Genomic DNA, 22799 nt, shown 5'->3' on the forward strand with positions numbered 1-22799 from the left:
GAAGACTCATGTTGCAAAGTTCATGGCGGCAGAATCGAGGAAACGAGGAGCTGGGTGTAGGGCTCGCGCGGGTCGTCGAGCACCTGGTCGGTGAGACCTGTCTCGATGACGCAGCCGCCCTTCATCACCATCACGCGATGCGACAACAGCCGTGCGACCGCGAGATCGTGGGTGACGATGACCACAGCGAGATGCAATTCGGCGACGAGATTGCGCAGGAGATCAAGCAGACGCGCCTGCACAGAAACATCCAGCCCGCCGGTCGGCTCGTCCATGAACACCAGCCGCGGGCCGGTGACGAGGTTGCGGGCGATCTGCAGACGCTGACGCATGCCGCCGGAATAGGTGCGCGGTGCATCGTCGATACGCGCGACGTCGATCTCGACGCGCGTGAGCCAGTCGGAAGCGCTCTCGCGAATGCGGCCGTAATGGTTCCAGCCCACGGCCATCAGCCGCTCCCCGACATTGGCGCCGGCCGAGACCGCCATGCGCAGGCCCTGTGCCGGATCCTGGTGCACAAAGCCCCAATCGGTGCGGAACAGCAGGCGCCGCTCGGCCTCGCCGAGCGCGGCGAGATCGCGGGTGACGCCGTCGCGCATCCGATAGGACACACCACCGCCGCTCGCCGCGAGCTGGCCCGATAGCATCTGCAACAGCGTCGACTTGCCGGACCCGGATTCGCCGACGATCGCCAGCACCTCGCCGGGATAGAGCGCAAACGACACATCACGGCAGGCGACGATGCGGCCGTAGGACTTGCTGAGGCGATCGGCGATCAGCAGCGGCTGATCGGTTTCAAGAAGGTCCTGATCAGCCATTTGCTTCTCCCCGCGCCTTGTCCTTGTACGGCGCAGCACTCAGCGCACCGTGATGGCCGGCGGCCTGACGTCCCTCGCAATAGTCGGTGTCCGAGCAGACGAACATGCGACTGCCCTTGTCGTCGGTGACGATCTCGTCGAGGTAGGAATTTTCGGCGCCGCACAGCGCGCAGGGCGCGTTGAAGCGGTACGGCTCGAACGGGTGATCCTCGAAATCGAGCGACACCACTTGGGTATAAGGCGGGATCGCATAGATGCGTTTCTCGCGGCCGGCGCCGAACAATTGCAATGCCGGGCAATTATCCATCTTGGGATTATCGAATTTCGGCGTCGGCGACGGATCCATCACGTAGCGCGCGTTCACCTTCACCGGATAGGCGTAGGCGGTCGCGATGTGGCCGAAGCGGGCGATGTCCTCGTAGAGCTTCACATGCATCAGGCCGTATTCGGCAAGCGCATGCATGCGCCGCGTCTCGGTCTCGCGCGGCTCGAGGAAGCGTAACGGTTCGGGGATCGGCACCTGATAGACCAGCACCTGGCTTTGGTGCAGCGACGCTTCCGGGATGCGGTGGCGCGTCTGGATCACGGTCGCCTCGTCGGTCGACGTCGTCGTGGCGACGCCGGCGGTCTTGGCGAAGAATTTGCGGATCGAGATCGCGTTGGTGGTGTCGTCAGACCCCTGATCGATCACCTTCAGCACGTCCCGCGGTCCCAGGATCGCAGCTGTCACCTGCACGCCGCCGGTGCCCCAGCCATACGGCATCGGCATTTCGCGGCTGGCGAACGGGACCTGGTAACCGGGGATCGCGATCGCTTTCAGGATGGCGCGGCGGATCATCCGCTTGGTCTGTTCGTCCAAGTAGGCGAAGTTGTAGGCGGGCGCGTTCATTCCGCGGCCTCCTTCATGGCATCGGGCGCGTTGGCATCGGGAGAGGCTTCGGCAAATTCCTTGCGCAGCTTGCGCAAGAGGCCGAGCTCGGACTGGAAGTCGACATAGTGCGGCAGCTTGAGGTGCTCGACGAAGCCGGTCGCCTGCACGTTGTCCGAATGCGACAACACGAATTCTTCATCTTGCGCAGGGGCCAAGGCCTCTTCACCGAGCTCGCGGGCACGCAGCGCCCGGTCGACCAGTGCCATCGACATGGTCTTGCGCTCGCTCTGGCCGAAGGCAAGGCCATAGCCGCGGGTGAAGCACGGTGCTTCCGTGGCCGAGCCCTTGAACTGGTTGACCATCTGGCACTCGGTCAGCTCGATAGAACCGAGAGGCACGGCGAAGCCAACGTCTTCGGCAGCGAACTCCACCTCGACCTCGCCGAAGCGGATCTCGCCGGCGAAGGGATGGTTGCGGCCGTAGCCGCGCTGGGTGGAGTAGCCCATCGCCAGCAGAAAGCCTTCGTCGCCACGGGCGAGATTTTGCAGGCGCAGGTCGCGGTCCGCCGGAAAGTTCAGCGGCTCTCGCGTGAGATCGCCGACGCTGGCGCCGTCTTCGGCCTGCGGCGATGATTCGATCAGCCCGTCGCGGCCGAGAATGTCGGTCACGCGCGGCGTCGGCGCCGTGGATGCTTCGGCCACGGCCGGCGCTTCCGGCACAAAGCCCTGGGCGAGCGAGGGATCGAGCAGGCGATGGGTATAGTCGAAGGTGGGCCCGAGGATCTGGCCGCCCGGAATGTCCTTGAAGGTCGAGGACACCCGCCGCTGCACCCGCATCGCGCCGGTGTCGACCGGCTCGCTGGCGCCAAAGCGCGGCAGGGTGGCGCGGAAGGCGCGGACCAGGAAGATCGCCTCGATCAGATCGCCGCGTGCCTGCTTGATCGCGAGCGCCGCGAGCTCGCGGTCATAGAGCGAACCTTCGCTCATGACGCGGTCGACGGCGAGCCCAAGCTGTTCCGAGATCTGGTCGAGCGAGACTTCCGCAACGCTTTGGTCGCCGCGCCTGGCATTGGCGAGCAGGCGATGGGCGTTCTCGATGGCGCGTTCGCCGCCTTTGACCGCGACATACATGCATCAGCCTCCCTTGCTCATGACACGCGTGGTGCGCGGGATCGCAACCACGGCATCGTCGGCGACCAGCACCACGTCGATGCCGCGCGGAAACAGGGTCTCGTTGAAGCGCAGCTGCTCGAACAAATCGAAAGGCTTGAACGAGGCCTGGAGCGTCGCGACGCCGTCGATGCCGGGGCCGCGGAGCTCGAAGTTTTGCCCCGAATCCAGGCTCTCGACCTGAAGGATGACGGTGGTCGAACGGTCTGGATATTCGTTGGTGCCCAGCGCGAAACGCTCGAGATTGGGCAGCAACACGCCGTCGCTGATCAGCGCGAAAGCCGCGATGGAGCAATCCTGAATCACCGGTGCACCGGTGTGGAATTTGAGCCACTTCAGGACGTCAGTACTCTCAGCCATGCGCGCATCGAGCCAGAGCGGGGTGTCGTGATCGAACAGGGTCAGCGCGATCGCGGCGGTGCCGCGCATCATCGTTTCAGGTGTTCCCGCCATCGGCACGATGCGCTGGACCGCACCCGGCCGCGCCATCGCGTCCATGACCGAGCGAAAGGTCGATTGCGCCGACAACACCTTGTCGACGAACCCCGGCGGCAGTTCCGCAATCGTTGTCATGGCCTCACCCTTCACCGCGCACCATGGTGTAGAAATCAACCTTCGTCGCAGCGGTCTCTTCGGCCTGCTGCTTGCGTCTGACCATAAGCTGCTCGCGCAACGGTGCGATTACGTCGCGTTCGACGGCGGCGCCGAAGTCGCGCGACTGCACCAATGCGTCGCACAGGGCGATCAGCCGCGCCTTCTCGCTATTTCGCCCAAGCGTGTAGCCAAAACCAACCTCGCCGCTCGCAAGCCGCACCGCTGCGCGGGACACCGTGGCCTCACCGAGATTGAAAGGCGCGCCATCGCCGCCGACCCGGCCGCGCAGCATCACCAGACCATTCTCCGGTTCGCGTAAATCCTGATGACCGGGCAAGGAGATTGTGCGGAGACGGGCGGCGATCTCGCCCGCCTCCGCGTGCGCCAGCACGGCCATGGCGGCCTTGCGCTGGGCTTGCTGGGTGTTGTGTTGGCTCACCGAATCCACCGACTCTTGTCGAACTCAAGTTGTCTATGATAATAGACAACTTGATACGGAAGCGCCATGACTGTTTCGTGACAAACGTGTGATTTCCGGGCTAGGCTGGCCGCCGACATGAGTATGCAGGACACCGCCTCTTCAGGCGTCGCGCTGTGGCGCCTCGTTGCCGACGGCATCGAGCGCGGCATCGCCGACGGCCGTTTTGCCGCCGGCGATAAATTGCCGGGCGAGATGGAGATCGCCGAAACTTATCGCGTCAACAGGCACACCGTGCGGCGCGCGCTCGCAGCCCTTGCCGAGCGCGGCATCGTGCGCGCCGAGCGCGGCAGCGGAACCTATGTCGAGGCGCAGAAGCTCGCCTATCCCTTGCGCTCGCGCACGCGCTTCTCGGAGATCGTCGGCGCCGAAGGCCGCGAGCCGCATGGCCGCCTGATTGAGGCGTCAGAGGATGTCGCAACCCGCGAACTGGCGCGCGAACTGGGTTTGAAGACCGGCGCGCCGCTGGTGCGGATCGAGGCCATCCGCCTCGCCGATCGCACGCCGATCTGCGTCTCCACGACCTGGCTGTCGGCGGAGCGGTTTCCAGGCGCCGGCACGGTGTTTTCAGCCACGCGCTCGATGACAAAGATGCTCGAGCATTACGGGATCCGCGACTATCGCCGCGGTGCGACCAGGATCACCGCCGGCATCATCGATGCGACCGATGCCGCGCGGCTCGACCTGCCGCTCGGGCGGCCGATCCTGGTGGTCGACGCGACGGACCTCGATCTCGAGGGCAAGCCGCTGGTGACGAAGCATTCGCGGTTTGCGGCGGAGCGGGTAGAGTTTCTGGTCGAGCCGTAGGGCGGCCGCTCTCTCCACGAAAACGGTGCCGCAGGGTGGGCAAAGGCGCTCTTGCGCCGTGCCCACGATCTTTCCATGATTCGAGAGAAGTGGTGGGCACGCTACGCTTTGCCCACCCTACGGCACCTGCGCTTAGGCGACGGCCCTTCGTCCAATGATCGCAAACCGCAGCTTGCCCGAGATGAAATCGATCGCGGCAACGGCGACCAGGATCATCAGGATCAGGAACGACACCTTCTGCCATTCCAGCACGCGAATCTGCTCAGCGAGCTGGAGGCCGATGCCGCCGGCGCCGACGATGCCGATGATGGTGGCCGAGCGCGTGTTCGACTCGATGAAATACAGCACCTGGCCGGCGATGACAGGCAGCACCTGCGGCAGCAGTCCGAAACGGATCTCGTGCAGCGCGCTGCCGCCGGAGGCACGGATCCCCTCGACCTGCCTCTGGTCGGCGCCTTCGATCGCTTCCGAGAACAGTTTTCCGAATGCGCCGAAATCCGACACCGCGATGGCGAGCACGCCGGCGAACGGACCGAGCCCGACGACGTTGATCCAGACCAGCGCCCAGATCAACGTGTCGACGCCGCGGATCGAATCGAGAAAGCGCCGCACCGGGAAGCGGACGATGCCCGGCACGATATTGCGGGCCGCAAGCAGGCTGACCGGCAGCGCCAGCAGGGCGGCGAGCGTGGTGCCGAGCAGCGCGATCGACAGCGTCTCGCCCAGCGCCTTCAGATAGAGCGGCAACGACGAGCCGGGATCGGGCGGCATCATCATCATGCTGATCCAGCCGAGCTGGCTCAGCCCCGAGATGAAGCGCGACGGCGAGAAATCGAGATCGACCAGGCCGAACACGAAGATCGCAAGCGCCGCGACGAGCATCGACGGCGTCGCCAGGCGCGCCGATGCCGGACCGTTGAAGACATCGGGATAGCGCGCGCGGAGCTCTGCGGTGTTGACGTCCTGCGGCTTGCTCAATTCCGCGCCTCCTTGCCGAACAGGTGGGTGCGCACCCAGCCGGTGGTGATGTCGATCAGGAAGACCGTGACGATGATGGTCACAAGGATGGCGCTGACGTCGGAGTAGTAGAATTTTCTGATAGCGACGATCAGCTCCTGCCCGATGCCGCCGGCGCCGACAAAGCCCATCACCGAGGCCTCGCGCACATTGATCTCGAAACGCAGCAGCGCGTAGCTGGCATAGCCCGCGGAGACCTGCGGCAGGATCGCAAAGCGCATGCAGGAGATCCAGCTCGCGCCGGTCGAGCGGATGCCTTCGACCGGCTTCATGTCGGCGTTCTCGACGATCTCGGAAAACTGCTTGCCGAGAGCGCCGGTGGAGTGGATCGCGATCGCGAGCACGCCCGCCACCGGACCGAGGCCGAAGGCCATGACGAAGATCAGCGCGAAGACGATACCTGGCACCGTGCGGGCGAATTCCAGCAGGCGCCGGACGGTGAAGCGCAACCAGGGCGCGGGCGAGGTGTTCTCAGCGGAGAAGAAATTCAGCAGGAAGGCGAGAACGGCGCCGATCAGCGTCCCGACATAGGAGATCAGCAGCGTCTCGCCGAGCAGCTTCAGCCATTTGCGCAGGCCCCAGAACCATTCGCCAAAATTGGTCCAGACCCGCTGGCCGCTGTCGAGGGTGAGGATACGGTCGAAATAGCTGATGAAGTTGCCGAAATAAGTGAAGAAAGTACGCAAGTTCACTTCGGCGCCGATCGACGCCACGATCAGCGCGGCAACGAAGACGGCGAAGCCCGCCAGCAGGCGCAAGCGCTTGCGCGCGAGCGCCTTGCTATACGCGGCGTTCAGGGCAGCGAGTTGCTGCTCGGGAAGGATCGAAACCGCAACCGTCATTGAGAATACGGGTCCATCAAGAAAAAGAGCCGGGTCCATCGACCCGGCTCCAGTGCGTCGTCCCGACGAGCTCAGGACGCCTTCTTACGCAGATTGTCGACGAACTTAATCAGCTCGATGGTCTTGTTGTAATCGTCGTTGGCGACCGGCTCCCACGGCTTGTTCTTGCCGTCGGAGAGCTTCTTGAACGCCTCGGGGTCCTTGGTCGCCGCGTCGATGAAGGCCTTCTTGATCGCTGCCTTCATGTCTTCAGGCAGATCGCTGAGATAGGCATAGGGCGAGTTGATGATGAGGTCGGACTTCACGATGATGCGGAAGTCCTCCTTCTTCATCACGGCGCCATCGGGCGACTTCACCATGCCCTTGTTGAGCATGCGAGTCAGGTTGGAATCATCGTCGGCGTTCCACCAATTGGCGGCGACGTCGACGGTGCCCTGGGCGAGAGCAAGAACCGCGTTCTCATGGCTGCCGGTGAAGACGACCTTGGAGAAGTAAGCGTCCGGATCGATCCCCATCGCGTTCAGCTTGAAGCGGGGCATGTTGTTGCCCGAGGTCGAGTTCGGGTCGACCAGGCCGAGATTCTTGCCCTTGAGATCCTCGATCTTCTGGTACGGAGACTTCGCCAGCACGTAGAATACCGAGTAGTAACCCTTCGAGCCGTCAGAGTTGACGTCGATGACGAAAGCGTCGGTCTTGACGCCGGTGAGACGGGCACGCGCGAAGGAAGCCGGACCGTAATAGCCGATGTGGATGTTGCCGGCGCGCTGGCCTTCGATGAGGGCGGCGTAGTCATTGGCGACGCGCAGCGTCACCTTCACGCCGAGCTCCTTCGACAGATAGTTGATGAAGGGGCCATAACGCTCGGTCACGCCCGAGCCGTTCTCGGCCGGAATGGCGGCGAAGGTGATCTCCGGATATTTCGTCTTCCAGTCTTCGGCGGAAGCGGATCCGGCAAAGGTCAGTGCGGCGGCGCCGGCAAGAATGAGTCTGCGAGTGATCATATTAGTCCTCTTCCCAGGTTGAGGTCGGTTGAAGCGAAAGTAGCGATGCGGAGCCGCTCAGGCCGCCGCTGCCGTTCCGAGTGCCGGGACGGCCTCGGGCGCCGGGGCAGATGTGCCGCCCATGACATCGGCGGCTTCGAGGTCGTAGAGGTCACGCGCGACAAGGTCAGTCAGCGCGGACGGCGCGCCGTCGAACACCACCCGGCCCGCTGCCATACCGATCAGGCGATCGCAATAGCTGCGCGCCAGGTCGAGCGAATGCAGGTTGCAAAGCACGGTGATGCCGAAATGCTTGTTGATGCGCAGCAGCGCATCCATGACGATCTTGGTGTTGCGCGGATCGAGCGAGGCAATCGGTTCATCGGCGAGGATAATGTCGGGCTGCTGTACCAGCGCCCGCGCGATCGCGACGCGCTGTTGCTGGCCGCCGGAGAGCTGGTCGGCGCGCTGGGCGGCCAGCGCGGCGATATCGAACTGTTCGAGGGCCGACATGGCGAGCGCCTTGTCCTGCTCGGGCCAGATCTGCGACAGGGAACGCCAGGCCGGCATGGTGGCGAGGCGTCCCATCAGCACATTAGTCAGCACGTCCAGCCGGCCGACCAGATTGAACTGTTGAAAGATCATCGCCGATCGCGCCCGCCACTGCCGCAATTCCTTGCCGCGCAGCGCCGTCACGTCGCGGCCGTCGAACAGGATGCGGCCTTGCGTCGGCGTCACCAGACGATTGATGGTTCGCAATAGCGTCGACTTGCCGGCGCCGGAGCGCCCGATCACGCCGACGAAGCCGCCGGGGGAGATTTGAAACGAAGCCTCGTCCACCGCGGCTTTTGCGCCGAAGCAGCACGTCAGACCTTCAACCACCAGCATGCAGGGCTCCAGAGTAGCTGGAGCCCACCGCTATCCCCGGCGGTTGACACTTGTGTGACATGCACAATGCGGTGCGGCGATCCTACACACTTCATCCCCTGTCATCGCATCGTCATGATGATGTCATCAAGCCACTCGAAGACGAGCGCCCCGCCCTCGAACGTCCGGATGCAACATGGCCAAGGTGCTATCGGTCGAGCCGACCATCGATCCTTCGGCGAAGCTGCACGTGGTCAGGCTCGGCGCCTATACCGAGGCCGGAGCGCGCACCATCCTTCACGAGGTGGCGATGGGGGATTACTCCTACGTCGTCAACGACGCGCAGATCACCTACACCACCATCGGAAAGTTCTGCTCGATCGCGGCGATGACGCGCATCAATCCCGGCAACCATCCGATGCACCGCGCCACGCAGGCACATTTCACCTACCGCTCCAGCGCCTATTTTCCGGGCGAGAGCGACGACCACGAGTTCTTCGACTGGCGGCGCCAGCATCACGTTCACATCGGCCACGACGTCTGGATCGGCCATGGGGCGGTGGTGCTGCCGGGCCGCAACATCGGCACCGGCGCGGTCATCGCGGCCGGTGCCATCGTCACCAAGGACGTGCCGGCCTATACCATTGTCGCCGGCAATCCGGCGCGCATCTTGCGGCGACGGTTCTCGGAGGAGGTTGCCGGACGGCTCGCCAAGCTGGCATGGTGGGATTGGGATCACGACAAATTGCGTGACGCGCTGCCCAATTTCCGCAAGCTCGCAATTGAAGATTTCCTGTCGGCATACGAAGCAGAAGCAAGTTCCTCTTCCAGCAAACGAAGCGCGGTCGCGTGACAGACATTTTCATCGAGGGTGGCCGGACCCTGATTGGCTCCGAGCTTGCCGAAACATCGCTCACCACATTCGGAACCGATATTGCGCAGATCGATGCACCTCGCGGCCGCGCGCTCATGGCGATCGACGCGCGCAATTTGCTGGTGCTGCCCGGCATCGTCGACCTGCATGGCGATGCCTTCGAGCGGCAGATGATGCCGCGCGCCGGCGTCGATTTCCCGATCGACGTCGCGCTAGCCGATACCGACCGCCAGGTCATCGGCAACGGCATCACCACAGTCTTCCATGCCACCACCTGGTCGTGGGAGCCGGGCCTGCGCAGCGGCGACAATGCCAGGCGCCTACTCGAGGCGATCGAGCGGCAGCGTCCTCACTTCGCCGCCGACACCCGTTTCCATCTGCGGCACGAGACCTACAATCTCGATGCGGAGGCCGAGATAAGACAGTGGCTGGCCGAGGGCCGCGTCGACCTGTTCGCCTTCAACGACCACATGGACGGGGTCGTTGCCGACATCTCGAATCCACGCAAGCGCAACCGCATGGTGGAGCGCACTGGCCTGTCGAGCGAGGATTTCGACCAGCTCGTCGCGCATATCGTCTCGCGCGCGGCCGATGTTCCGGCCTCGATCACCCGGCTCGCAGCAGCGGCGCGCGCGGCTGAGGTGCGGATGCTCTCGCATGACGATCAGACGCCGGAGATGCGCCGGAATTTTCGCGACATGGGCGTGAGGCTCGCCGAGTTTCCGGTCAACGAGGAGACGGCGCGCGAGGCCGCTTGTCATGGCGATGCCATCGTCTACGGCGCACCGAACGTCGTGCGCGGCGGCAGCCACACCGGCTGGACCAAGGCGTCCGACATGGTCGCCAAGGGACTCTGCACAGTGCTGGCCTCGGACTATTATTATCCGGCGCCGTTGCTCGCCGCATTCCGGCTTGCCGCCGACGGCGTGCTACCGCTTAACGAAGCCTGGAAGCTGATCTCGTCGGCGCCAGCAGAGGCCACCGGCCTGACCGATCGCGGCACGCTCGCTGCCGGCCGTCGCGCCGACATCCTGCTCGTCGACGACAGCACGCCGATGCGTCCGCGGCTGGTCGCGGTCATCGCGGCCGGCAAACTCGTCCATCTCACCGATGCGGCGCGGCTGGCTGGCATGGCGGCAACATCGCGCGAGACTGTCGTTGCGGCATAAATTGGCTATGCTTTGCGGATGACAGGCTTCCCCCGCTACGCGATCTATTTTGCCGCCGGCGCCGACAACGCGCTCTCGCGCTTCGGCGCCGAGCTGCTGGGCTATGATGCCTACACGGGTGACGAAGTGCCCTTTCCCGGCGACGCCCTGCGCGTCGCCGCCGACTGGCACGACGTCACCGCCGATCCCCGCAAATACGGTTTTCACGGCACGCTGAAGGCGCCGATGGCGCTGGCCTCAGGCAAGACCGAGGCCGAACTCGTGGCGGCCTGTGCGACATTCGCCGGCAAGGCGCGCCCGATCCCGGTGATCCGCCCAATCGTCGATTCCATCAGCGGCTTCATTGCCGTCATTCCGGCCGAGCCGGGCGACGCGCTTCAACAGCTCGCCGCCGATTGCACCCGCGATTTTGATTGCTTCCGCCCTATCCTCACGGCGGAAGACCGCGCGCGTCGCCGACCCGAAAAGCTCAGCGAGCGGCAGCGTGAGCATCTTGACCGCTGGGGCTACCCTTACGTGATGGAAGAATTCCGCTTCCACATGACCCTGACCGGACGGCTCGATGCGGAGCGCCGCGGCCCGATCCTGGAGATGCTGCGAGCGAGATTTGCGGGGCTTGGTCTCGATACGCTGGAGATCGATCGCATTGCGCTGTTCAAGCAGGATGATGCGAAGGCGTGCTTCCGCATCATCAGCGAGTGGACGCTGGCACCGGTCTCGTAGGGCGGGCAAAGGCGCAAAGCGCTGTACCCACGTTCTTTTTTCAAAAATACGCAGGTCGTGGGCACGCTTCCGCTCCGCTTTTCGAGCTACGGCGGACAAGCCGCTTTGCCCACCCTACAAGGGCTGAGCGCGTGGCTCTACTTCCCCCACCGCAGCGCCAGCGCGTCGCGCTCCTTGGCGAGCTCCAGCAATCCCGCCCTCGTCGCCGGATGCAGCGGTTGCAGCGGATGGCGGACCATATCCGACTTGATCACGCCCCCAGCCTGCATCATCGCTTTGCAAGCGATCAGGCCGCATTGGCGGTTCTCGTAGTTGATCAGCGGCAGCCAGCGTTCATAGGCGGCCTTCGCCTTCTCTCGATCGCCCGCGAAATAAGGATCGATGATCTGCCTGATACCGTCGGGATAGCCGCCGCCGGTCATCGCACCGGTCGCGCCCGCGTCGAGATCGGCCATCAGCGTGATCGCTTCCTCGCCATCCCAGGGGCCCTCGATCTCCTTGCCGCCCACCTCGATCAGGCTGCGGAGCTTCGCGGCCGCGCCGGGCACTTCGATCTTGAAATAGCGGATGTTGGAGAATTCGCGCGCCAGCCGCGCCAGCAGCTCGACCGACAGCGGCGTGCCCGCAACCGGCGCATCCTGGATCATGATCGGGATGTCGATCGCGCCCGAGAGCACCTTGAAGAATTCGACGATGCCCTTCTCCGGCACGCGGAAGGTGGCGCCGTGATAGGGCGGCATCACCATCACCATGGCGGCACCGGCGGCCTCCGCCTGCTTGCTGCGCGCCGCGCACACCGCCGAGCTGAAATGAGTGGTGGTGACGATGACGGGCACGCGGCCGGCGACTTGCTCCAGCACCGCATGCATGACGCTCTCGCGCTCGGCATCGGTCAGCACGAACTGCTCGGAGAAATTGGCAAGGATGCAGATGCCATGCGAGCCGGCATCGATCATGAAGTCGATGCAGCGGCGCTGGCCCTCGAGATCGAGCTCGCCGCGCTCGTCGAAGATGGTGGGTGCGACCGGAAACACGCCGCGATAGGGGCGCTGGGCCTTATGTGGGGTGACCGGCATCGAAATTATCTCCCTGTAGTCCCGTCCGTTAGAGCTTGGTACCGCTACCATTTACAGGTCGCAGGCAGGCGCGGCAATGCCGAACCGCGTTCCGTTGAGCCGGGAATGAGGCCTTAAGCGGACTTTACGGCGCCGAGGAAGCCTTCCACCGCGACGCGCAGGCGGTCGGCGTCGGCCGACATCTTGGTCACGGACTGGAACAGCACCGTGCCGGCATTGCCCGTCTCCTGGTTGAGCTGGGCCACGCTGCCGATGGTGTCGGTGACCTCGCGGGTGCCCTGGGCGGCATGCTGGAAGTTGCGCGAGATCTCCGTGGTAGCCGCGCGCTGCTGTTCGACCGCGGCGGCAATGGCCGTCATCTTCTCGTCGATGCCGCTGATGGCGCCCCCGATCGAACGGATGGCGGCGACGGCCTGGCCGGTCGCGCCCTGAATCTCCTCGACCTGGCGCGAGATTTCTTCCGTCGCGGTCGCGGTCTGCGACGCTAGGCTCTTGACCTCGCCGGCAACCACAGCAAAGCCGCGGCCGGCTTCGCCGGCGCGGGCCGCCTCGATGGTGGCGTTCAAGGCGAGCAGATTGGTCTGGCCGGCAATGGCGTGGATCATCTTCACGACTTCGCTGATACGGCCGGCGGTCTGGTCGAGGATTTCGACCGTTGCGTTGGTCTGCTCGACCTGCGACACCGCTTCGCGCGCATCGCGTGCGCTGGACTGCACCTGCGCGGAGATTTCGCCGACGGAGGCCGAGAGCTCCTCGGTCGCGGCCGCGATGCTTTCAAGATTGTTGGTGGCCTGCTCGGCGGCGGAGGAGACCGCGGCCGTCTGGCTGCTCGATTCCGACACCAGCGTGCGCACGTCGGTCGCCGTGGCATCGAGTTCCTTGGCCGATGCCGCGACGCTCTGGATCACCGCCTGCACGGTGTCGTCGAAGCTCCGGCACGCCTCGTCGACGGTGCCAGAGCGGGCCAGCTGCAGCGCCTGCTGCGATTCGCGTTCCTGGCCGAGGCGTTCCGCGGTGGCCGCGCTCTCGCGCAGGCTTTCAAGCGCGGCGGCCATGGTGCCGAACTCGTCGGGATAGCGGGATTGCGGAACCGGCGTCGCGTAGTCGCGTGCGCTGATCCGGGCGATCGCGTCGAGAATGGCGCGGACCGGACGCATCAGGCGATTGCGCACGACATAGACGCCGGCCAGCGTCACGGCGAGCGCCGCCAGGAACGCCAGCGACTGCACGATGAGATTGGTCAGCGCCTTGGCCTGAACGGTCTCGGCTCGCGCGATCGACTGGTCGAGCGCCTTGGTCGCGACACCGACAATGAGCGGGAACGGCGACTGGCACAGCGCATTCCAATCCGCCGCCGCCATCGCCGGCTTGCCGCTGCCGTCAAAGTTCTTGGTGAGATCGCCGATCTGCTTGAGAACGCCGTCGGTTTTGGCCTTCGCCTCCTTGGCCGAAGCGGCCAGTTCCGCGGTCACATCTGGCGCGGCCAGCAACTCGGTCATGCCGGCCCAGCCGGAGGCGATGGTGCCGTCCCATTGCGCCAGCGAGCGCTTCTGGGTGTCGTCAAGCGGCTTGCTGCTGTTGACGTTCGAACGCAGCACCGAGCAATGGATGCCATAGCGGTCGCGCACCTGCCAGGCGAGGCGGCGGACCTGGATCATGCGGGCGATGAAGGGATCGTTCATCCAGGCCCGGTTCGACACTGCGGTCGAGGCGAGATTTGCGGTGTCGATCACCTTGGTGACGGCATCGTACCAGGAGTTGGTCCGCTCGATCTTGCGCTCGGCGCGCGGACGCTTGGCTTCATCATAGAACAGCTGGAATTGCGGCGCGGCCTCACCCCAGCCCTGCTTCAGCTTGCTTGCCAGTTCATCGCGGCGGGCGAAATCGATCGTGGCGAGGGCGGCGCTGATGCCCTCATAGCCGCCCTGCTCCGCCTTCTCTGCCTCGGCGAGCTTTGCGCGCGGATCGTCGTCGCCGAGGATCGCGCTCTGGGCATCGCCGCGATTGTTGCGCAGGGACAGCACGCCGTGGAAGATCGCCTTGTCGGCGGCGGCGAGCCGCGCCGTCTCGAGACTGTCGTTGTAGCGGCCGAAGGCCCCGACCATCTGGATCGCCGTAGAGGCGAGCGCGCCGGCGGCCAGCAGGGCCATCAAGGTCAGGAGGAGCGAGCTTACCGATTTCTTAAACATTGCCATGGGTCACAAGGGGCCTACTTCCAGGAGAGGCCACCTTGCATCGCGACATGCCAATGTTCCGTTAAGGGTTTAGTCAAATGCAGGTCGTTCGCGATTTGCCAAACCTTTTGTCAGGTCCGCATCGTCAAGAAACCTTCGTGAAATCAGGCGGACGCCGCTCGGCGAACGCCGTAAACGCCTCGCGCGCCTCGGCCGTGCGCAGACGCTTCGCGAACTGCTCGCCCTCGGCCTGCATTTGCGCCACCAGTGCCTCGCCGTTGCGCATCAGCTTCTTGGTCGCGATGAGCGCGCCGGCCGGCTGCCGGGCCAGACGCTGGGCGAGCGCAAGCGCCTCGGTATCGAGCTTGTCGAGCGGCACCACGCGGTTGACGAGGCCCCATTCCAGCGCGGACTTGGCCGGCACGGTCTCGCCAAGTGCAAACATCTCATAGGCGCGGGCATAGCCGATCCGCGCCGGCATCAGGAGGCTGGAGGCGGCTTCCGGCACCAGCGCCAAGCTGACGAAGGGCGTCGACAACTGCGTATTCTCGGCAAGCACGACCAGATCGCAATGCAGGAGCATCGTGGTGCCGACGCCGACGGCACGGCCCTGCACGGCGGCAACAAGGGGCCGCGTGCAACGCGCCAGCGACTGGATGAAGCGTCCGACATTGCGGCTGCCTTCGGACTTGCCTGACGCGACGGCGGCGAATTCGCCGACGTCGTTGCCCGCGGTGAACATGTCGCCCTCGCCGCGGATCAGCAACACGCGCACGGACGGGTCGGACTCGGCGGCTTCGATGGCGTCGGCAAGCTTGCCGTACATCGCATCCGTCAACGCGTTCTTCTTGTCGGAGCGCGCCAAAGTGAGCGTGAGAATTCCGTTGTTGTTTTCAACTCGCACATGCTCGGTCATGAGTATCTCCTCTTATTCATCTGGGTCTCTTGTCACGTCTCTTATGGAGTCTCTTGGAAACTTGTCCTGAATGCTGGTCAGCCAACGCGCGACGACATCGATCTCGGCGCTGGTAAATCCTTCCGTCAGCGCGGCATTGATCGCGGCCGTATCGGCTTTCGCCTGCGCCAGTACATGGCGCCCTTTCGGCGTCAGCCACACGCGCCAGGCGCGGCCGTCGTCGTGATCAGCGCGCCGCTCAACCAGCTTTGCCGCGGCGCTGCGATCGACCAGGCCCGAAATGCCGGCCGGGCCGAGATCAAGCGCCGCACCCGCCTCGCCCATCAGGACGCCGTCCTGCTTGCCGAGGATGAACAACAGCCCTGCCTGCGCCGGCGTCACCTCGTTTTGCGGCTGCGCCGCCATCCAGCGCTGCAATCGCCGTTGCGCGACGCTCAGGAGGTAGATCAGCCGGTGATGCCTGGCCTCAGGCAATTTCTTTCGCATGCGAAACATATATTGGGACGACGGCCTGTTGTCAAAGCCTGTCGTCGCTAGCGCGACGCCCCGCGGCAGCCGTCGAGAAGAATTGCAGCGCATACCCGTGCCCGCTTCTCGATTTCCTTGCGCGAGGGCAGCGTCAGGCTGGCGTAGATCGCCGCGCGCTGCGGCGCCGACACCATCATGCCGATCATCATGCCGGCGGCTTCATCGACATTATCAAGCGCGAGGCGCTTCTTCTTGACTTGATCGCGCAGCCAGCCCGCCAGCGCCGCCGCGGTACGCGCGATGCCATCCCGGTAAAAATTCGCAGCAAGGTCGGGGAACGTCGCTGATTGCTGCAGGACCATGCGCTGCAGCGACACGACCTCCGGATCGAGTGCGAGATCGGCACAGGCGACCAGCACGGCAGCCAGGCTGGTCTCGATGTCGGCCTGGTTGTTGGCTTGGAGATTGACGTCGGAGAGCAACCGCTCGAGCCTGTCAGCGCACATGGCTTCGAACAGCGCCGCCTTGCCGGGAAACAGCCGGTAGAGAGTCTTGGTGGAGATGCCGGCGCCGCGCGCCAGCTCTTCGGTGCTGGTTGCTGTGTAGCCGTCGACCGCGAAGGCGTGCCGCGCGGCCTCGATGACGATCCGCTTCGTCTCTTCGTCGCTGCGCACTGGCGGCCGCCCGCGCGGACGACACTCTGATGACGGTTTTGCCTGAGCCATGTTTTTAAATGATGCCTGTCATTCGATTGACAGTCCCAAAGCTAATCCTATTTTGGAAATCGTCAAGTTTCCTAATTCAGGGAGGCGGCGATGACCGTCCATACCAACCCGACCAAGTCCGATGCCGCCGTGGTTCCAACACCTGCACCAGAAGGTGTTTTGCCTGTCACGCAGAAACCCGCGCCCCGCCAAAAGCTGAGCTTTCGTAAGCTGTTGCTTGCGGGAGTGGCGCTCGCCGCCCTCACCGGTGCCAGCTGGTATGGCTACGATTACTGGACCATCGGCCGCTTCCTCGTCTCCACCGATGACGCCTATGTGAAGGCCGACAACACCACCATCGCGCCGAAGGTCAGCGGCTATCTCGACCGCGTTCTGGTCGGCGATAACGAGCATGTGAAGGCCGGCCAGGTGCTGGCGCGGATCGACGACCGCGACTTCCGCGTCGCGCTCGACCAGGCCAAGGCCGACGTCGCCGCAGCGAATGCGACGATCGCCAGCAAGCAGGCGCAGCTCGACGTTCAGGATGCGGTGATCGCCGCAGCCAGGGCGACCATCGATGTCGACACCGCCGCAAAGACTTTTGCGCAGCAGGAGAACAAGCGTTACACCGATCTCGCCGCGACCGGTTATGGCAGCGTGCAGAATGCGCAGCAGGCGCAATCACGCAACGCCGGCGCCGAAGCTGCGATCCAGCGCGACACCGCCAACCTCGCCTCGGCGCTGAAGCAGGTCGAGCTGCTGAAGGCCGAGATCGCGCAGGCCAACGCCGCGGCCGCCCGCGCCGCCGCGCTTCAGCATCAAGCCGAACTCAATCTCGGCTACACCACGATCGTCGCGCCGATCGACGGCGTCATCGGCAACCGCACGCTCCGTGTCGGCCAGCTCGTGCAGGCCGGTACGCAGCTGATGTCGATCGTGCCCGCCGAGGGCGCCTATGTCGTTGCCAATTTCAAGGAGACCCAGCTCACCCATGTCCGTGCCGGACAAGAGGTCGAGATCGAGGTCGATACGTTCCCGGGCCAGGTGGTGCACGGTCATGTCGATTCCATCGCGCCGGCCAGCGGCCAGGAGTTCGCCCTGCTGCCGCCCGACAACGCCACCGGCAACTTCACCAAGATCGTGCAGCGCATTCCCGTGAAGATCGCGCTGGACGCCGAGACCGCGCCTGCGATCGAGCTGCGGCCCGGCATGTCCGTCATCCCGACGATCGCAACCCGTTCAGCGCCGACCGCGCAAGCGGCAACGACGCCCTCAACGAAGCCCAAAGCCAAGCTTGTTTCCGGAGGGTCGTGCCATGTCAAACAGCCTCTCAATCTCGACGCCAGCACCAGCCATATCGGCCGCGACGCCTAATCGCGCCGCCGCCGATCCTAACAGAGCAAGTGCTACGGTCTGGATCGCCGTCTTCGCCGCGATGATCGGCGCCTTCGTGGCGATCCTGAACATCCAGATCACCAATGCCTCGCTGCTCAACATCGAGGGCGGCATCGGCACCGGTGTCGACAACGGATCCTGGATCTCGACGTCGTATCTGATCGGCGAGATCATCGTGATCCCGCTGACCGACTATCTGTCGCGGGTGTTCTCGTTCCGCAACATCATGCTGAGCTTTGCCTCGCTGTTTGCGGCGTTTTCCGTTGCCTGTGCCTTCACGCACGACCTTCCCTCGATGATCGCGATGCGCGGCTTCCAGGGCTTCTTCGGCGGCGTGCTGATCCCGATGGCCTTCACGCTCGTCTTCACCAAGCTGCCGAAGGGTCAGCAGCCGATCGGCCTCGCCATGTTCTCGCTGGCCGTAACGTTCGCGCCCGCGATCGGTCCGACCATCGGCGGCTATCTGACCGAGAATTACGGCTGGCAGACCATCTTTTTCGTCAACCTGCTGCCGACTGCGGTCATGGTGAGCATTCTGTTCCTCACCCTGGAACGTGCTCCCCTGAATCTCGGATTGCTGCGTGAAGGCGACTGGTTTGGCATCGCCACGATGGCAGTTGGCCTGGCCTCGCTGCAGGCCGTGCTCGAGGAAGGTAACAAGAACGACTGGTTCGGCTCACCCTTCATCGTGCGGCTTGCAATCATCGCCGCGATCAGCCTGTCGCTGTTCATCACCATCGAGCTCGTGGTCGAGAAGCCGCTGCTCCGCCTCCGCCTGCTGACACAGTGGAATTTCGGCGTCGGCACTATCGCTGCGGTGTTCCTCGGCTTCGCGCTGTTCGGCTCGGTCTATCTGCTGCCGGCCTATCTCGGCCAGGTGCAGGGCTACAATGCCGAGCAGATCGGCAATGTGCTGGCCTGGACGGGCCTGCCGCAGCTGCTGTTGATCCCGCTGGTGCCGAAGCTGATGCAGCGTTTCGACACCCGCTACATCGCTGCCGTCGGCCTGCTGCTGTTCGCCGCCAGCTCGTTCATGAACATCATGATGTCGGTCGACTATTCCGGCGATCAGTTCTTCATTCCGAATGTCGTCCGCGCCGTCGGCCAGGCCCTGACGCTGGCGCCGCTGTCGGCGCTCAGCCTCGGCAGCGTCGCGCCGCAGGATGCGCCTGCGGCCTCCGGTATCTCCAACATGATGCGCAACCTCGGCGGCGCCATCGGCACTGCGGTGCTCGCGACCATCGTCACCAAGCGCGAGCAATTCCACTCCAACATCATCGGCCATTCCGTGACGCTCGGCCGCGAAGAGGTCCGCACCCGCATCGCGCAGATGACGGATTACTTCATCGCCCACGGCGTGCCCGACCCCAACGCCGCCCGCGAGCAGGCCATCATCGCACTCGGTAAGACAGTGAAGCGCCAGGCGCTGGTGATGGGCTTCTCCGACACCTTTGCCGTGATCGGCGTCGTGCTGGTGCTGGCTGCGATCGCGGTGCTGCTGACGCGGCGGGTGAAGGCGGCTGGCGGAGGGGGTGGGGCACACTAGCAAGAGATGGTCGTGCCCGGGCTTGTCCCGGGCATCCACATTCTCAGTGCTGCGTGGCAAAGCGTGGATGGCCGGGGACATGCCGGGCCACGACGCTGTGGAGATTGTCGGCGCCCTACGGCGCGCAGGTGAAGCTCGCAGCCGCGGTCACAGGGCCCGACTTGTAATGCGGCCAGGCCGGCCAGCGGCACAGCGGCATCGCGCGCGTAACCGCAAATGACGGCGCTTCGACTTTCTGCTCGGTGACCTCCAGATCGCCCGGCGCCGTACCCTTCTCGACCCAATCGACCAGCGCGGTCAGCATGTCGACATTGGCCGGCGCGCCGGAGCCGACATGATCGACACCGGGCGCGGTGTAGAGTCGGGCAAATTCCGCGGTCTCAGCCTTGCCGAGCTTGCGCTCGACGCTCTCGAAATAGCGGATGCCGGCATAGGGGCTCTGCGCGTAGTCGGCCAAGTGCTCGAGCATGATCAGCCGGCCGCCGCGAGCGCGGAAGCGGCTGAGATCGGGATCGGTCGAATCCATCAGGCTGGAGACTTCCAGCAGCCGCGCCTTGTGGTCCTCGACCTTGTAGGTGGTGACGTCGAGCTTCGGATCGCGCGCGAACACATATTGAATGCCGCCGGCGCCGTAAATCCAGGCGATGCCGTTGTTCGGCGCAGGCGGCTGCGCCGGCGGTGCGGTGCCGAGCCACCACGCCATCCAGCCGCCGGTCGGCCCGATCGCCGGTGTATCCTCGCCCGACACGCCCCAGCCGGGATAGTCGTCGAGACCGTTGGCGAGCGTGAACGGGAATTTGTAGGTCGCATGCAGCGTATCGATTGCCTTGATCTGGGCGTCGGTGAGACATTGATCGCCGCTCTTGCCCTCAGTGCAACGCAGCGTCTCGACCTTGAACGCCGTCTTGCAGCCGACGGGATCCTGCACCAGCGTGTCGTCGGAACCATCGGCCTTGTCGCAAGCGGCCCGCACGGCGTCACCGACCAGCTTCACCTGCGCCGGATTGATCCAGCCCCCGCCCATGGTGACGAGGCCGGAGCGGGTGCCCGCATGCTGCAAGCCGACCCAGTTGATGACGGGCACGCGTGCGAAAATGCCGTCGAAATCATCGGGGTAGCGCTGCGCCATGGTGAGCGCTTCGCGCCCGCCTTCGGACGAGCCCATGAAGTACATCTTGTCCGGCTTCTTGCCATAGGCGCGCTGCATCAGCGCCACCGCGGCGTCGCGCACCTTCTTGTAGGCGCGGTGGGCAAAATTCTCGAACGCTTCGTCATTGAGCGCGAACAGCTGCGGCGGCTCGCCGGGCTTGGACTCATGGCCGGAATCGGTGCCGTAGGTGGCGAAGCCACGCGCCAGCGGCGACGGCTTGTCGAAGGGATAGGCCGGCGGCAACCCGAGGCCGGTGATCAGCACGCCGTTGAAGCCGCCGCCGCCATATTGCACCGAGCGCCCGTTCCATTCGACAGGCAGATTGACCTGGAATTTGACCGGGGGCGCCTTGGGATCAACGGACTCGATATGGCCGAGTACCTTGCAGAAGGCAGGATTGGCCGGCGCGATGCGGCCGGCCGGCGTCGGGCCGCGTTCGGCAACGGCCAGTTGCGACGGCGACTGCAGCGCCGCGGAGTCGATCTTGACGGCATCGCCACCGCCGACGAGGCTCTTACAGACGTTGTCTGCATCCTCCGCCAGCGTTACCGCGAATGCGCTGGTCGCACCCAGCGCAGCTGTCGCACCCACGAACATTGCACACAGCTTCGCGCTCTTTCGCGTCATCGTTTCCACCCGGTCTTCTTTGTTTTGTGTCCGACAGTCGGCTGCATTCAACGCAACCTTCGCGACTGCGTCAATCGTCTTAGAACGATCCCAGCACACTGCCCAAGGCGATCACGGCCACCAGTGCGAGCAGCGACGTCACGATGCCGACCATCACGATATCGAAATAGCTGTCGCGATGCGTCAGGCCGCAGATCGCGAGCAAGCTCACCACCGCACCGTTGTGCGGCAGGATATCGAGCGTTCCCGAACCGATCACCGCAACGCGATGCATCAGGGCAAGGTCGATGCCGGTCCGTGCGGCGAGATCGACATAAGTGTCGCCGAGCGCATCGAGAGCAATGGTCAGGCCGCCGGACGCAGAGCCGGTCAGCGCGGCCAGGATGTTGGTCGCGACCGCCAGCGAGACCAGCGGGCCGCCTTCGATCGCGAGCACCCAGTCGCGCACGGTCGTGAATGCCGGCAGTGCGGCAACGACCGCGCCGAACCCGACCAGACTCGCGACGCTGAAGGCGGGCAGCACCGAGGCGTTGGCTCCGGCGTCCATGGTCTGCCGCAACGCCGGCAGACGGGACCAGTTCAGCACGATGGTCGTGACGATGGCGGCGGTCAGCGCCACCGCGACCGACCACACGCCCGCAACGGCAGCGAGCGACGTCCCGCCAAAACGCTGCTCGGCAAGGTAGCTGACATCGAGCCGAGGCAGGACCACGAGCGACATCAGGAGATTGACGGCCACGACGACGATCAACGGCAGGACAGCATTCAGAACCGGCGACGCTTGGTCGCTGCGATGGCCATGTTGCAGCTCCGCTGGATCAAACTCCCGCGCCGTGGTCGCACGTTCGCGCACGAGCTCGTCGGACGCAGCGCGCTCGGTCACATCCTCGACTTCGTCACCATAGCCCTCCCCAGCGCGCCGCGCCTTGGCTTCCGCGCGATGCAGCCACCACAAGCCTGTGCCGAGCATGATCAGGGAAGCGACAATCCCGAGGCCCGGTGCGGCAAAGGGCGTCGTGCCGAAGAACGGCATCGGGATCGCATTCTGGATCGACGGCGTGCCGGGCAAGGCCGACATGGTGAAGGTCGACGTCCCCAGCACGATTGCAGCCGGAATCAGACGCCGCGGAATTTCAGCCGCACGAAACAGCGAGCGGGCCATCGGCACGATGACGAAGAACGCGACGAACAGGCTCACGCCACCGTAAGTCACCGCGGCGCCGGCCAACACGACCGCAAGGATTACGCGGCGCTCGCCGAGACGCTTCGCCATGAACGCGGCAACGGACGTTACCGCGCCGCTGTCATCCATCAGCTTGCCGAACACGGCGCCCAGCAGGAAGATCGGAAAGAACTGCGCCAGAAATGCCGCTGCATTCGTCATGAAGACCTGGGTGAGGTTCGCCAGCAGCGGCTCGCCGCCAAACAACGCGGCCACCAACGCAGCGAACGGTGCGAGCAAAAGCACGCTCCAGCCGCGAAACGCGAACAGCACCAGCAGGCCGAGCCCGACGAGCAGGCCGAGGAGACCCAT

22 protein-coding genes are annotated in these 22799 nt (G+C 64.7%); 6 read left to right on the forward strand and 16 right to left on the reverse strand.

The genetic code is table 11. From position 1 onward, the window contains the following. Nucleotides 1-20: 20 nt before the first annotated feature. Genes phnK through phnG form a run of 5 tightly spaced genes read right to left on the reverse strand, consistent with a single transcriptional unit; the run spans nucleotide 21 to nucleotide 3849 of the window. On the reverse strand, nucleotides 21-818 hold the full coding sequence (gene phnK / locus XI06_RS42205; RefSeq protein WP_237859626.1) for a phosphonate C-P lyase system protein PhnK: 798 nt from the start codon (nucleotides 816-818) through the stop codon (nucleotides 21-23). After that, nucleotides 811-1707, reverse strand: a complete 897-nt coding sequence (locus XI06_RS42210) for an alpha-D-ribose 1-methylphosphonate 5-phosphate C-P-lyase PhnJ (RefSeq protein WP_237859628.1) — start codon at nucleotides 1705-1707, stop codon at nucleotides 811-813. Before XI06_RS42210 ends, phnK begins: the two co-directional genes overlap by 8 nt. Beyond that, nucleotides 1704-2819, reverse strand: a complete 1116-nt coding sequence (locus tag XI06_RS42215; protein ID WP_237891663.1) for a carbon-phosphorus lyase complex subunit PhnI — start codon at nucleotides 2817-2819, stop codon at nucleotides 1704-1706. Before XI06_RS42215 ends, XI06_RS42210 begins: the two co-directional genes overlap by 4 nt. A gap of 3 nt (nucleotides 2820-2822) precedes the next feature. Next, a complete protein-coding gene (phnH, locus tag XI06_RS42220) occupies nucleotides 2823-3431 on the reverse strand; it encodes a phosphonate C-P lyase system protein PhnH (protein WP_271607979.1) in 609 nt (202 codons plus the stop codon). A 4-nt stretch (nucleotides 3432-3435) separates the two neighbouring features. After that, a complete protein-coding gene (gene phnG / locus XI06_RS42225; RefSeq protein ID WP_249798114.1) occupies nucleotides 3436-3849 on the reverse strand; it encodes a phosphonate C-P lyase system protein PhnG in 414 nt (137 codons plus the stop codon). Nucleotides 3850-4008: 159 nt separating this feature from the next. Between phnG and phnF the strand changes: the two genes are divergently transcribed. Continuing rightward, nucleotides 4009-4737 (forward strand): phosphonate metabolism transcriptional regulator PhnF, encoded by a 729-nt coding sequence (gene phnF, locus XI06_RS42230; RefSeq protein ID WP_237859636.1) that lies wholly within the window; start codon nucleotides 4009-4011, stop codon nucleotides 4735-4737. Nucleotides 4738-4869: 132 nt separating this feature from the next. Here phnF and phnE (XI06_RS42235) read toward each other — a convergent pair whose 3' ends face one another. The 4 genes from phnE (XI06_RS42235) to phnC all read right to left on the reverse strand — a co-directional run bounded on the left by phnE (XI06_RS42235) (nucleotide 4870) and on the right by phnC (nucleotide 8464). After that, entirely contained in the window at nucleotides 4870-5715 is an 846-nt protein-coding gene (gene phnE / locus XI06_RS42235; RefSeq protein WP_271607980.1) for a phosphonate ABC transporter, permease protein PhnE, read from the reverse strand. Next, the gene (gene phnE / locus XI06_RS42240; RefSeq protein ID WP_271607981.1) at nucleotides 5712-6596 is read right to left on the reverse strand and encodes a phosphonate ABC transporter, permease protein PhnE; all 885 of its coding nucleotides are present in this window, start codon (nucleotides 6594-6596) and stop codon (nucleotides 5712-5714) included. The genes phnE (XI06_RS42235) and phnE (XI06_RS42240) overlap by 4 nt, the downstream gene beginning before the upstream one ends. A gap of 71 nt (nucleotides 6597-6667) precedes the next feature. After that, nucleotides 6668-7597 carry a phosphonate ABC transporter substrate-binding protein gene (gene phnD / locus XI06_RS42245; protein ID WP_237859640.1) on the reverse strand — a complete coding sequence of 310 codons (930 nt, stop codon included), beginning with the start codon at nucleotides 7595-7597 and terminating at the stop codon, nucleotides 6668-6670. 57 nt (nucleotides 7598-7654) lie between these two features. Continuing rightward, on the reverse strand, nucleotides 7655-8464 hold the full coding sequence (gene phnC / locus XI06_RS42250; protein ID WP_271607982.1) for a phosphonate ABC transporter ATP-binding protein: 810 nt from the start codon (nucleotides 8462-8464) through the stop codon (nucleotides 7655-7657). Nucleotides 8465-8639: 175 nt separating this feature from the next. Between phnC and XI06_RS42255 the strand changes: the two genes are divergently transcribed. From XI06_RS42255 to XI06_RS42265, 3 genes are read left to right on the forward strand one after another with little or no spacing between them, the layout of a single operon-like run. After that, nucleotides 8640-9296 (forward strand): chloramphenicol acetyltransferase, encoded by a 657-nt coding sequence (locus tag XI06_RS42255; protein ID WP_271607983.1) that lies wholly within the window; start codon nucleotides 8640-8642, stop codon nucleotides 9294-9296. Next, nucleotides 9293-10486: an alpha-D-ribose 1-methylphosphonate 5-triphosphate diphosphatase gene (locus tag XI06_RS42260; RefSeq protein WP_237859647.1), complete on the forward strand. Its 1194-nt coding sequence runs from the start codon at nucleotides 9293-9295 to the stop codon at nucleotides 10484-10486. Before XI06_RS42255 ends, XI06_RS42260 begins: the two co-directional genes overlap by 4 nt. A gap of 18 nt (nucleotides 10487-10504) precedes the next feature. Beyond that, nucleotides 10505-11209 carry a DUF1045 domain-containing protein gene (locus XI06_RS42265; RefSeq protein ID WP_237859648.1) on the forward strand — a complete coding sequence of 235 codons (705 nt, stop codon included), beginning with the start codon at nucleotides 10505-10507 and terminating at the stop codon, nucleotides 11207-11209. Between the two features lie 137 nt (nucleotides 11210-11346). On the opposite strand, the gene XI06_RS42270 is transcribed toward XI06_RS42265, so the two are convergent. From XI06_RS42270 to XI06_RS42290, 5 genes are all read right to left on the reverse strand, one after another. Then, entirely contained in the window at nucleotides 11347-12285 is a 939-nt protein-coding gene (locus XI06_RS42270) for a dihydrodipicolinate synthase family protein (protein WP_237859649.1), read from the reverse strand. A gap of 113 nt (nucleotides 12286-12398) precedes the next feature. Continuing rightward, nucleotides 12399-14480: a methyl-accepting chemotaxis protein gene (locus tag XI06_RS42275; RefSeq protein WP_271607984.1), complete on the reverse strand. Its 2082-nt coding sequence runs from the start codon at nucleotides 14478-14480 to the stop codon at nucleotides 12399-12401. A gap of 124 nt (nucleotides 14481-14604) precedes the next feature. Continuing rightward, entirely contained in the window at nucleotides 14605-15375 is a 771-nt protein-coding gene (locus XI06_RS42280) for an enoyl-CoA hydratase (protein ID WP_237859651.1), read from the reverse strand. Nucleotides 15376-15387: 12 nt separating this feature from the next. Then, nucleotides 15388-15861 (reverse strand): MarR family winged helix-turn-helix transcriptional regulator, encoded by a 474-nt coding sequence (locus XI06_RS42285; RefSeq protein ID WP_237859653.1) that lies wholly within the window; start codon nucleotides 15859-15861, stop codon nucleotides 15388-15390. Nucleotides 15862-15908: 47 nt separating this feature from the next. Then, nucleotides 15909-16517: a TetR/AcrR family transcriptional regulator gene (locus XI06_RS42290; protein WP_271607985.1), complete on the reverse strand. Its 609-nt coding sequence runs from the start codon at nucleotides 16515-16517 to the stop codon at nucleotides 15909-15911. A gap of 141 nt (nucleotides 16518-16658) precedes the next feature. Between XI06_RS42290 and XI06_RS42295 the strand changes: the two genes are divergently transcribed. Further along, nucleotides 16659-17921 carry an HlyD family secretion protein gene (locus XI06_RS42295; RefSeq protein ID WP_271607986.1) on the forward strand — a complete coding sequence of 421 codons (1263 nt, stop codon included), beginning with the start codon at nucleotides 16659-16661 and terminating at the stop codon, nucleotides 17919-17921. Beyond that, the gene (locus XI06_RS42300) at nucleotides 17863-19488 is read left to right on the forward strand and encodes an MDR family MFS transporter (RefSeq protein ID WP_271607987.1); all 1626 of its coding nucleotides are present in this window, start codon (nucleotides 17863-17865) and stop codon (nucleotides 19486-19488) included. Before XI06_RS42295 ends, XI06_RS42300 begins: the two co-directional genes overlap by 59 nt. A gap of 115 nt (nucleotides 19489-19603) precedes the next feature. On the opposite strand, the gene XI06_RS42305 is transcribed toward XI06_RS42300, so the two are convergent. Continuing rightward, nucleotides 19604-21265, reverse strand: a complete 1662-nt coding sequence (locus XI06_RS42305; RefSeq protein WP_271607988.1) for a tannase/feruloyl esterase family alpha/beta hydrolase — start codon at nucleotides 21263-21265, stop codon at nucleotides 19604-19606. Between the two features lie 79 nt (nucleotides 21266-21344). Next, nucleotides 21345-22799 carry a GntP family permease gene (locus tag XI06_RS42310; RefSeq protein ID WP_237859662.1) on the reverse strand — a complete coding sequence of 485 codons (1455 nt, stop codon included), beginning with the start codon at nucleotides 22797-22799 and terminating at the stop codon, nucleotides 21345-21347.

It is taken from the genome of Bradyrhizobium sp. CCBAU 11434, from assembly GCF_028128895.1.
Lineage (GTDB): Bacteria > Pseudomonadota > Alphaproteobacteria > Rhizobiales > Xanthobacteraceae > Bradyrhizobium > Bradyrhizobium zhengyangense.

Coding starts and splice junctions, on each gene's coding strand:
- phnK (WP_237859626.1), bottom strand. CDS start 818: ATGGCTGATCAGGACCTTCTTGAAACCGATCAGCCGCTGCTGATCGCC.
- XI06_RS42210 (WP_237859628.1), bottom strand. CDS start 1,707: ATGAACGCGCCCGCCTACAACTTCGCCTACTTGGACGAACAGACCAAG.
- XI06_RS42215 (WP_237891663.1), bottom strand. CDS start 2,819: ATGTATGTCGCGGTCAAAGGCGGCGAACGCGCCATCGAGAACGCCCAT.
- phnH (WP_271607979.1), bottom strand. CDS start 3,431: ATGACAACGATTGCGGAACTGCCGCCGGGGTTCGTCGACAAGGTGTTG.
- phnG (WP_249798114.1), bottom strand. CDS start 3,849: ATGGCCGTGCTGGCGCACGCGGAGGCGGGCGAGATCGCCGCCCGTCTC.
- phnF (WP_237859636.1), top strand. CDS start 4,009: ATGAGTATGCAGGACACCGCCTCTTCAGGCGTCGCGCTGTGGCGCCTC.
- phnE (WP_271607981.1), bottom strand. CDS start 6,596: ATGACGGTTGCGGTTTCGATCCTTCCCGAGCAGCAACTCGCTGCCCTG.
- phnD (WP_237859640.1), bottom strand. CDS start 7,597: ATGATCACTCGCAGACTCATTCTTGCCGGCGCCGCCGCACTGACCTTT.
- phnC (WP_271607982.1), bottom strand. CDS start 8,464: ATGCTGGTGGTTGAAGGTCTGACGTGCTGCTTCGGCGCAAAAGCCGCG.
- XI06_RS42255 (WP_271607983.1), top strand. CDS start 8,640: ATGGCCAAGGTGCTATCGGTCGAGCCGACCATCGATCCTTCGGCGAAG.
- XI06_RS42265 (WP_237859648.1), top strand. CDS start 10,505: ATGACAGGCTTCCCCCGCTACGCGATCTATTTTGCCGCCGGCGCCGAC.
- XI06_RS42270 (WP_237859649.1), bottom strand. CDS start 12,285: ATGCCGGTCACCCCACATAAGGCCCAGCGCCCCTATCGCGGCGTGTTT.
- XI06_RS42275 (WP_271607984.1), bottom strand. CDS start 14,480: ATGGCAATGTTTAAGAAATCGGTAAGCTCGCTCCTCCTGACCTTGATG.
- XI06_RS42280 (WP_237859651.1), bottom strand. CDS start 15,375: ATGACCGAGCATGTGCGAGTTGAAAACAACAACGGAATTCTCACGCTC.
- XI06_RS42285 (WP_237859653.1), bottom strand. CDS start 15,861: ATGCGAAAGAAATTGCCTGAGGCCAGGCATCACCGGCTGATCTACCTC.
- XI06_RS42295 (WP_271607986.1), top strand. CDS start 16,659: ATGACCGTCCATACCAACCCGACCAAGTCCGATGCCGCCGTGGTTCCA.
- XI06_RS42300 (WP_271607987.1), top strand. CDS start 17,863: ATGTCAAACAGCCTCTCAATCTCGACGCCAGCACCAGCCATATCGGCC.
- XI06_RS42305 (WP_271607988.1), bottom strand. CDS start 21,265: ATGACGCGAAAGAGCGCGAAGCTGTGTGCAATGTTCGTGGGTGCGACA.
- XI06_RS42310 (WP_237859662.1), bottom strand. CDS start 22,799: ATGGGTCTCCTCGGCCTGCTCGTCGGGCTCGGCCTGCTGGTGCTGTTC.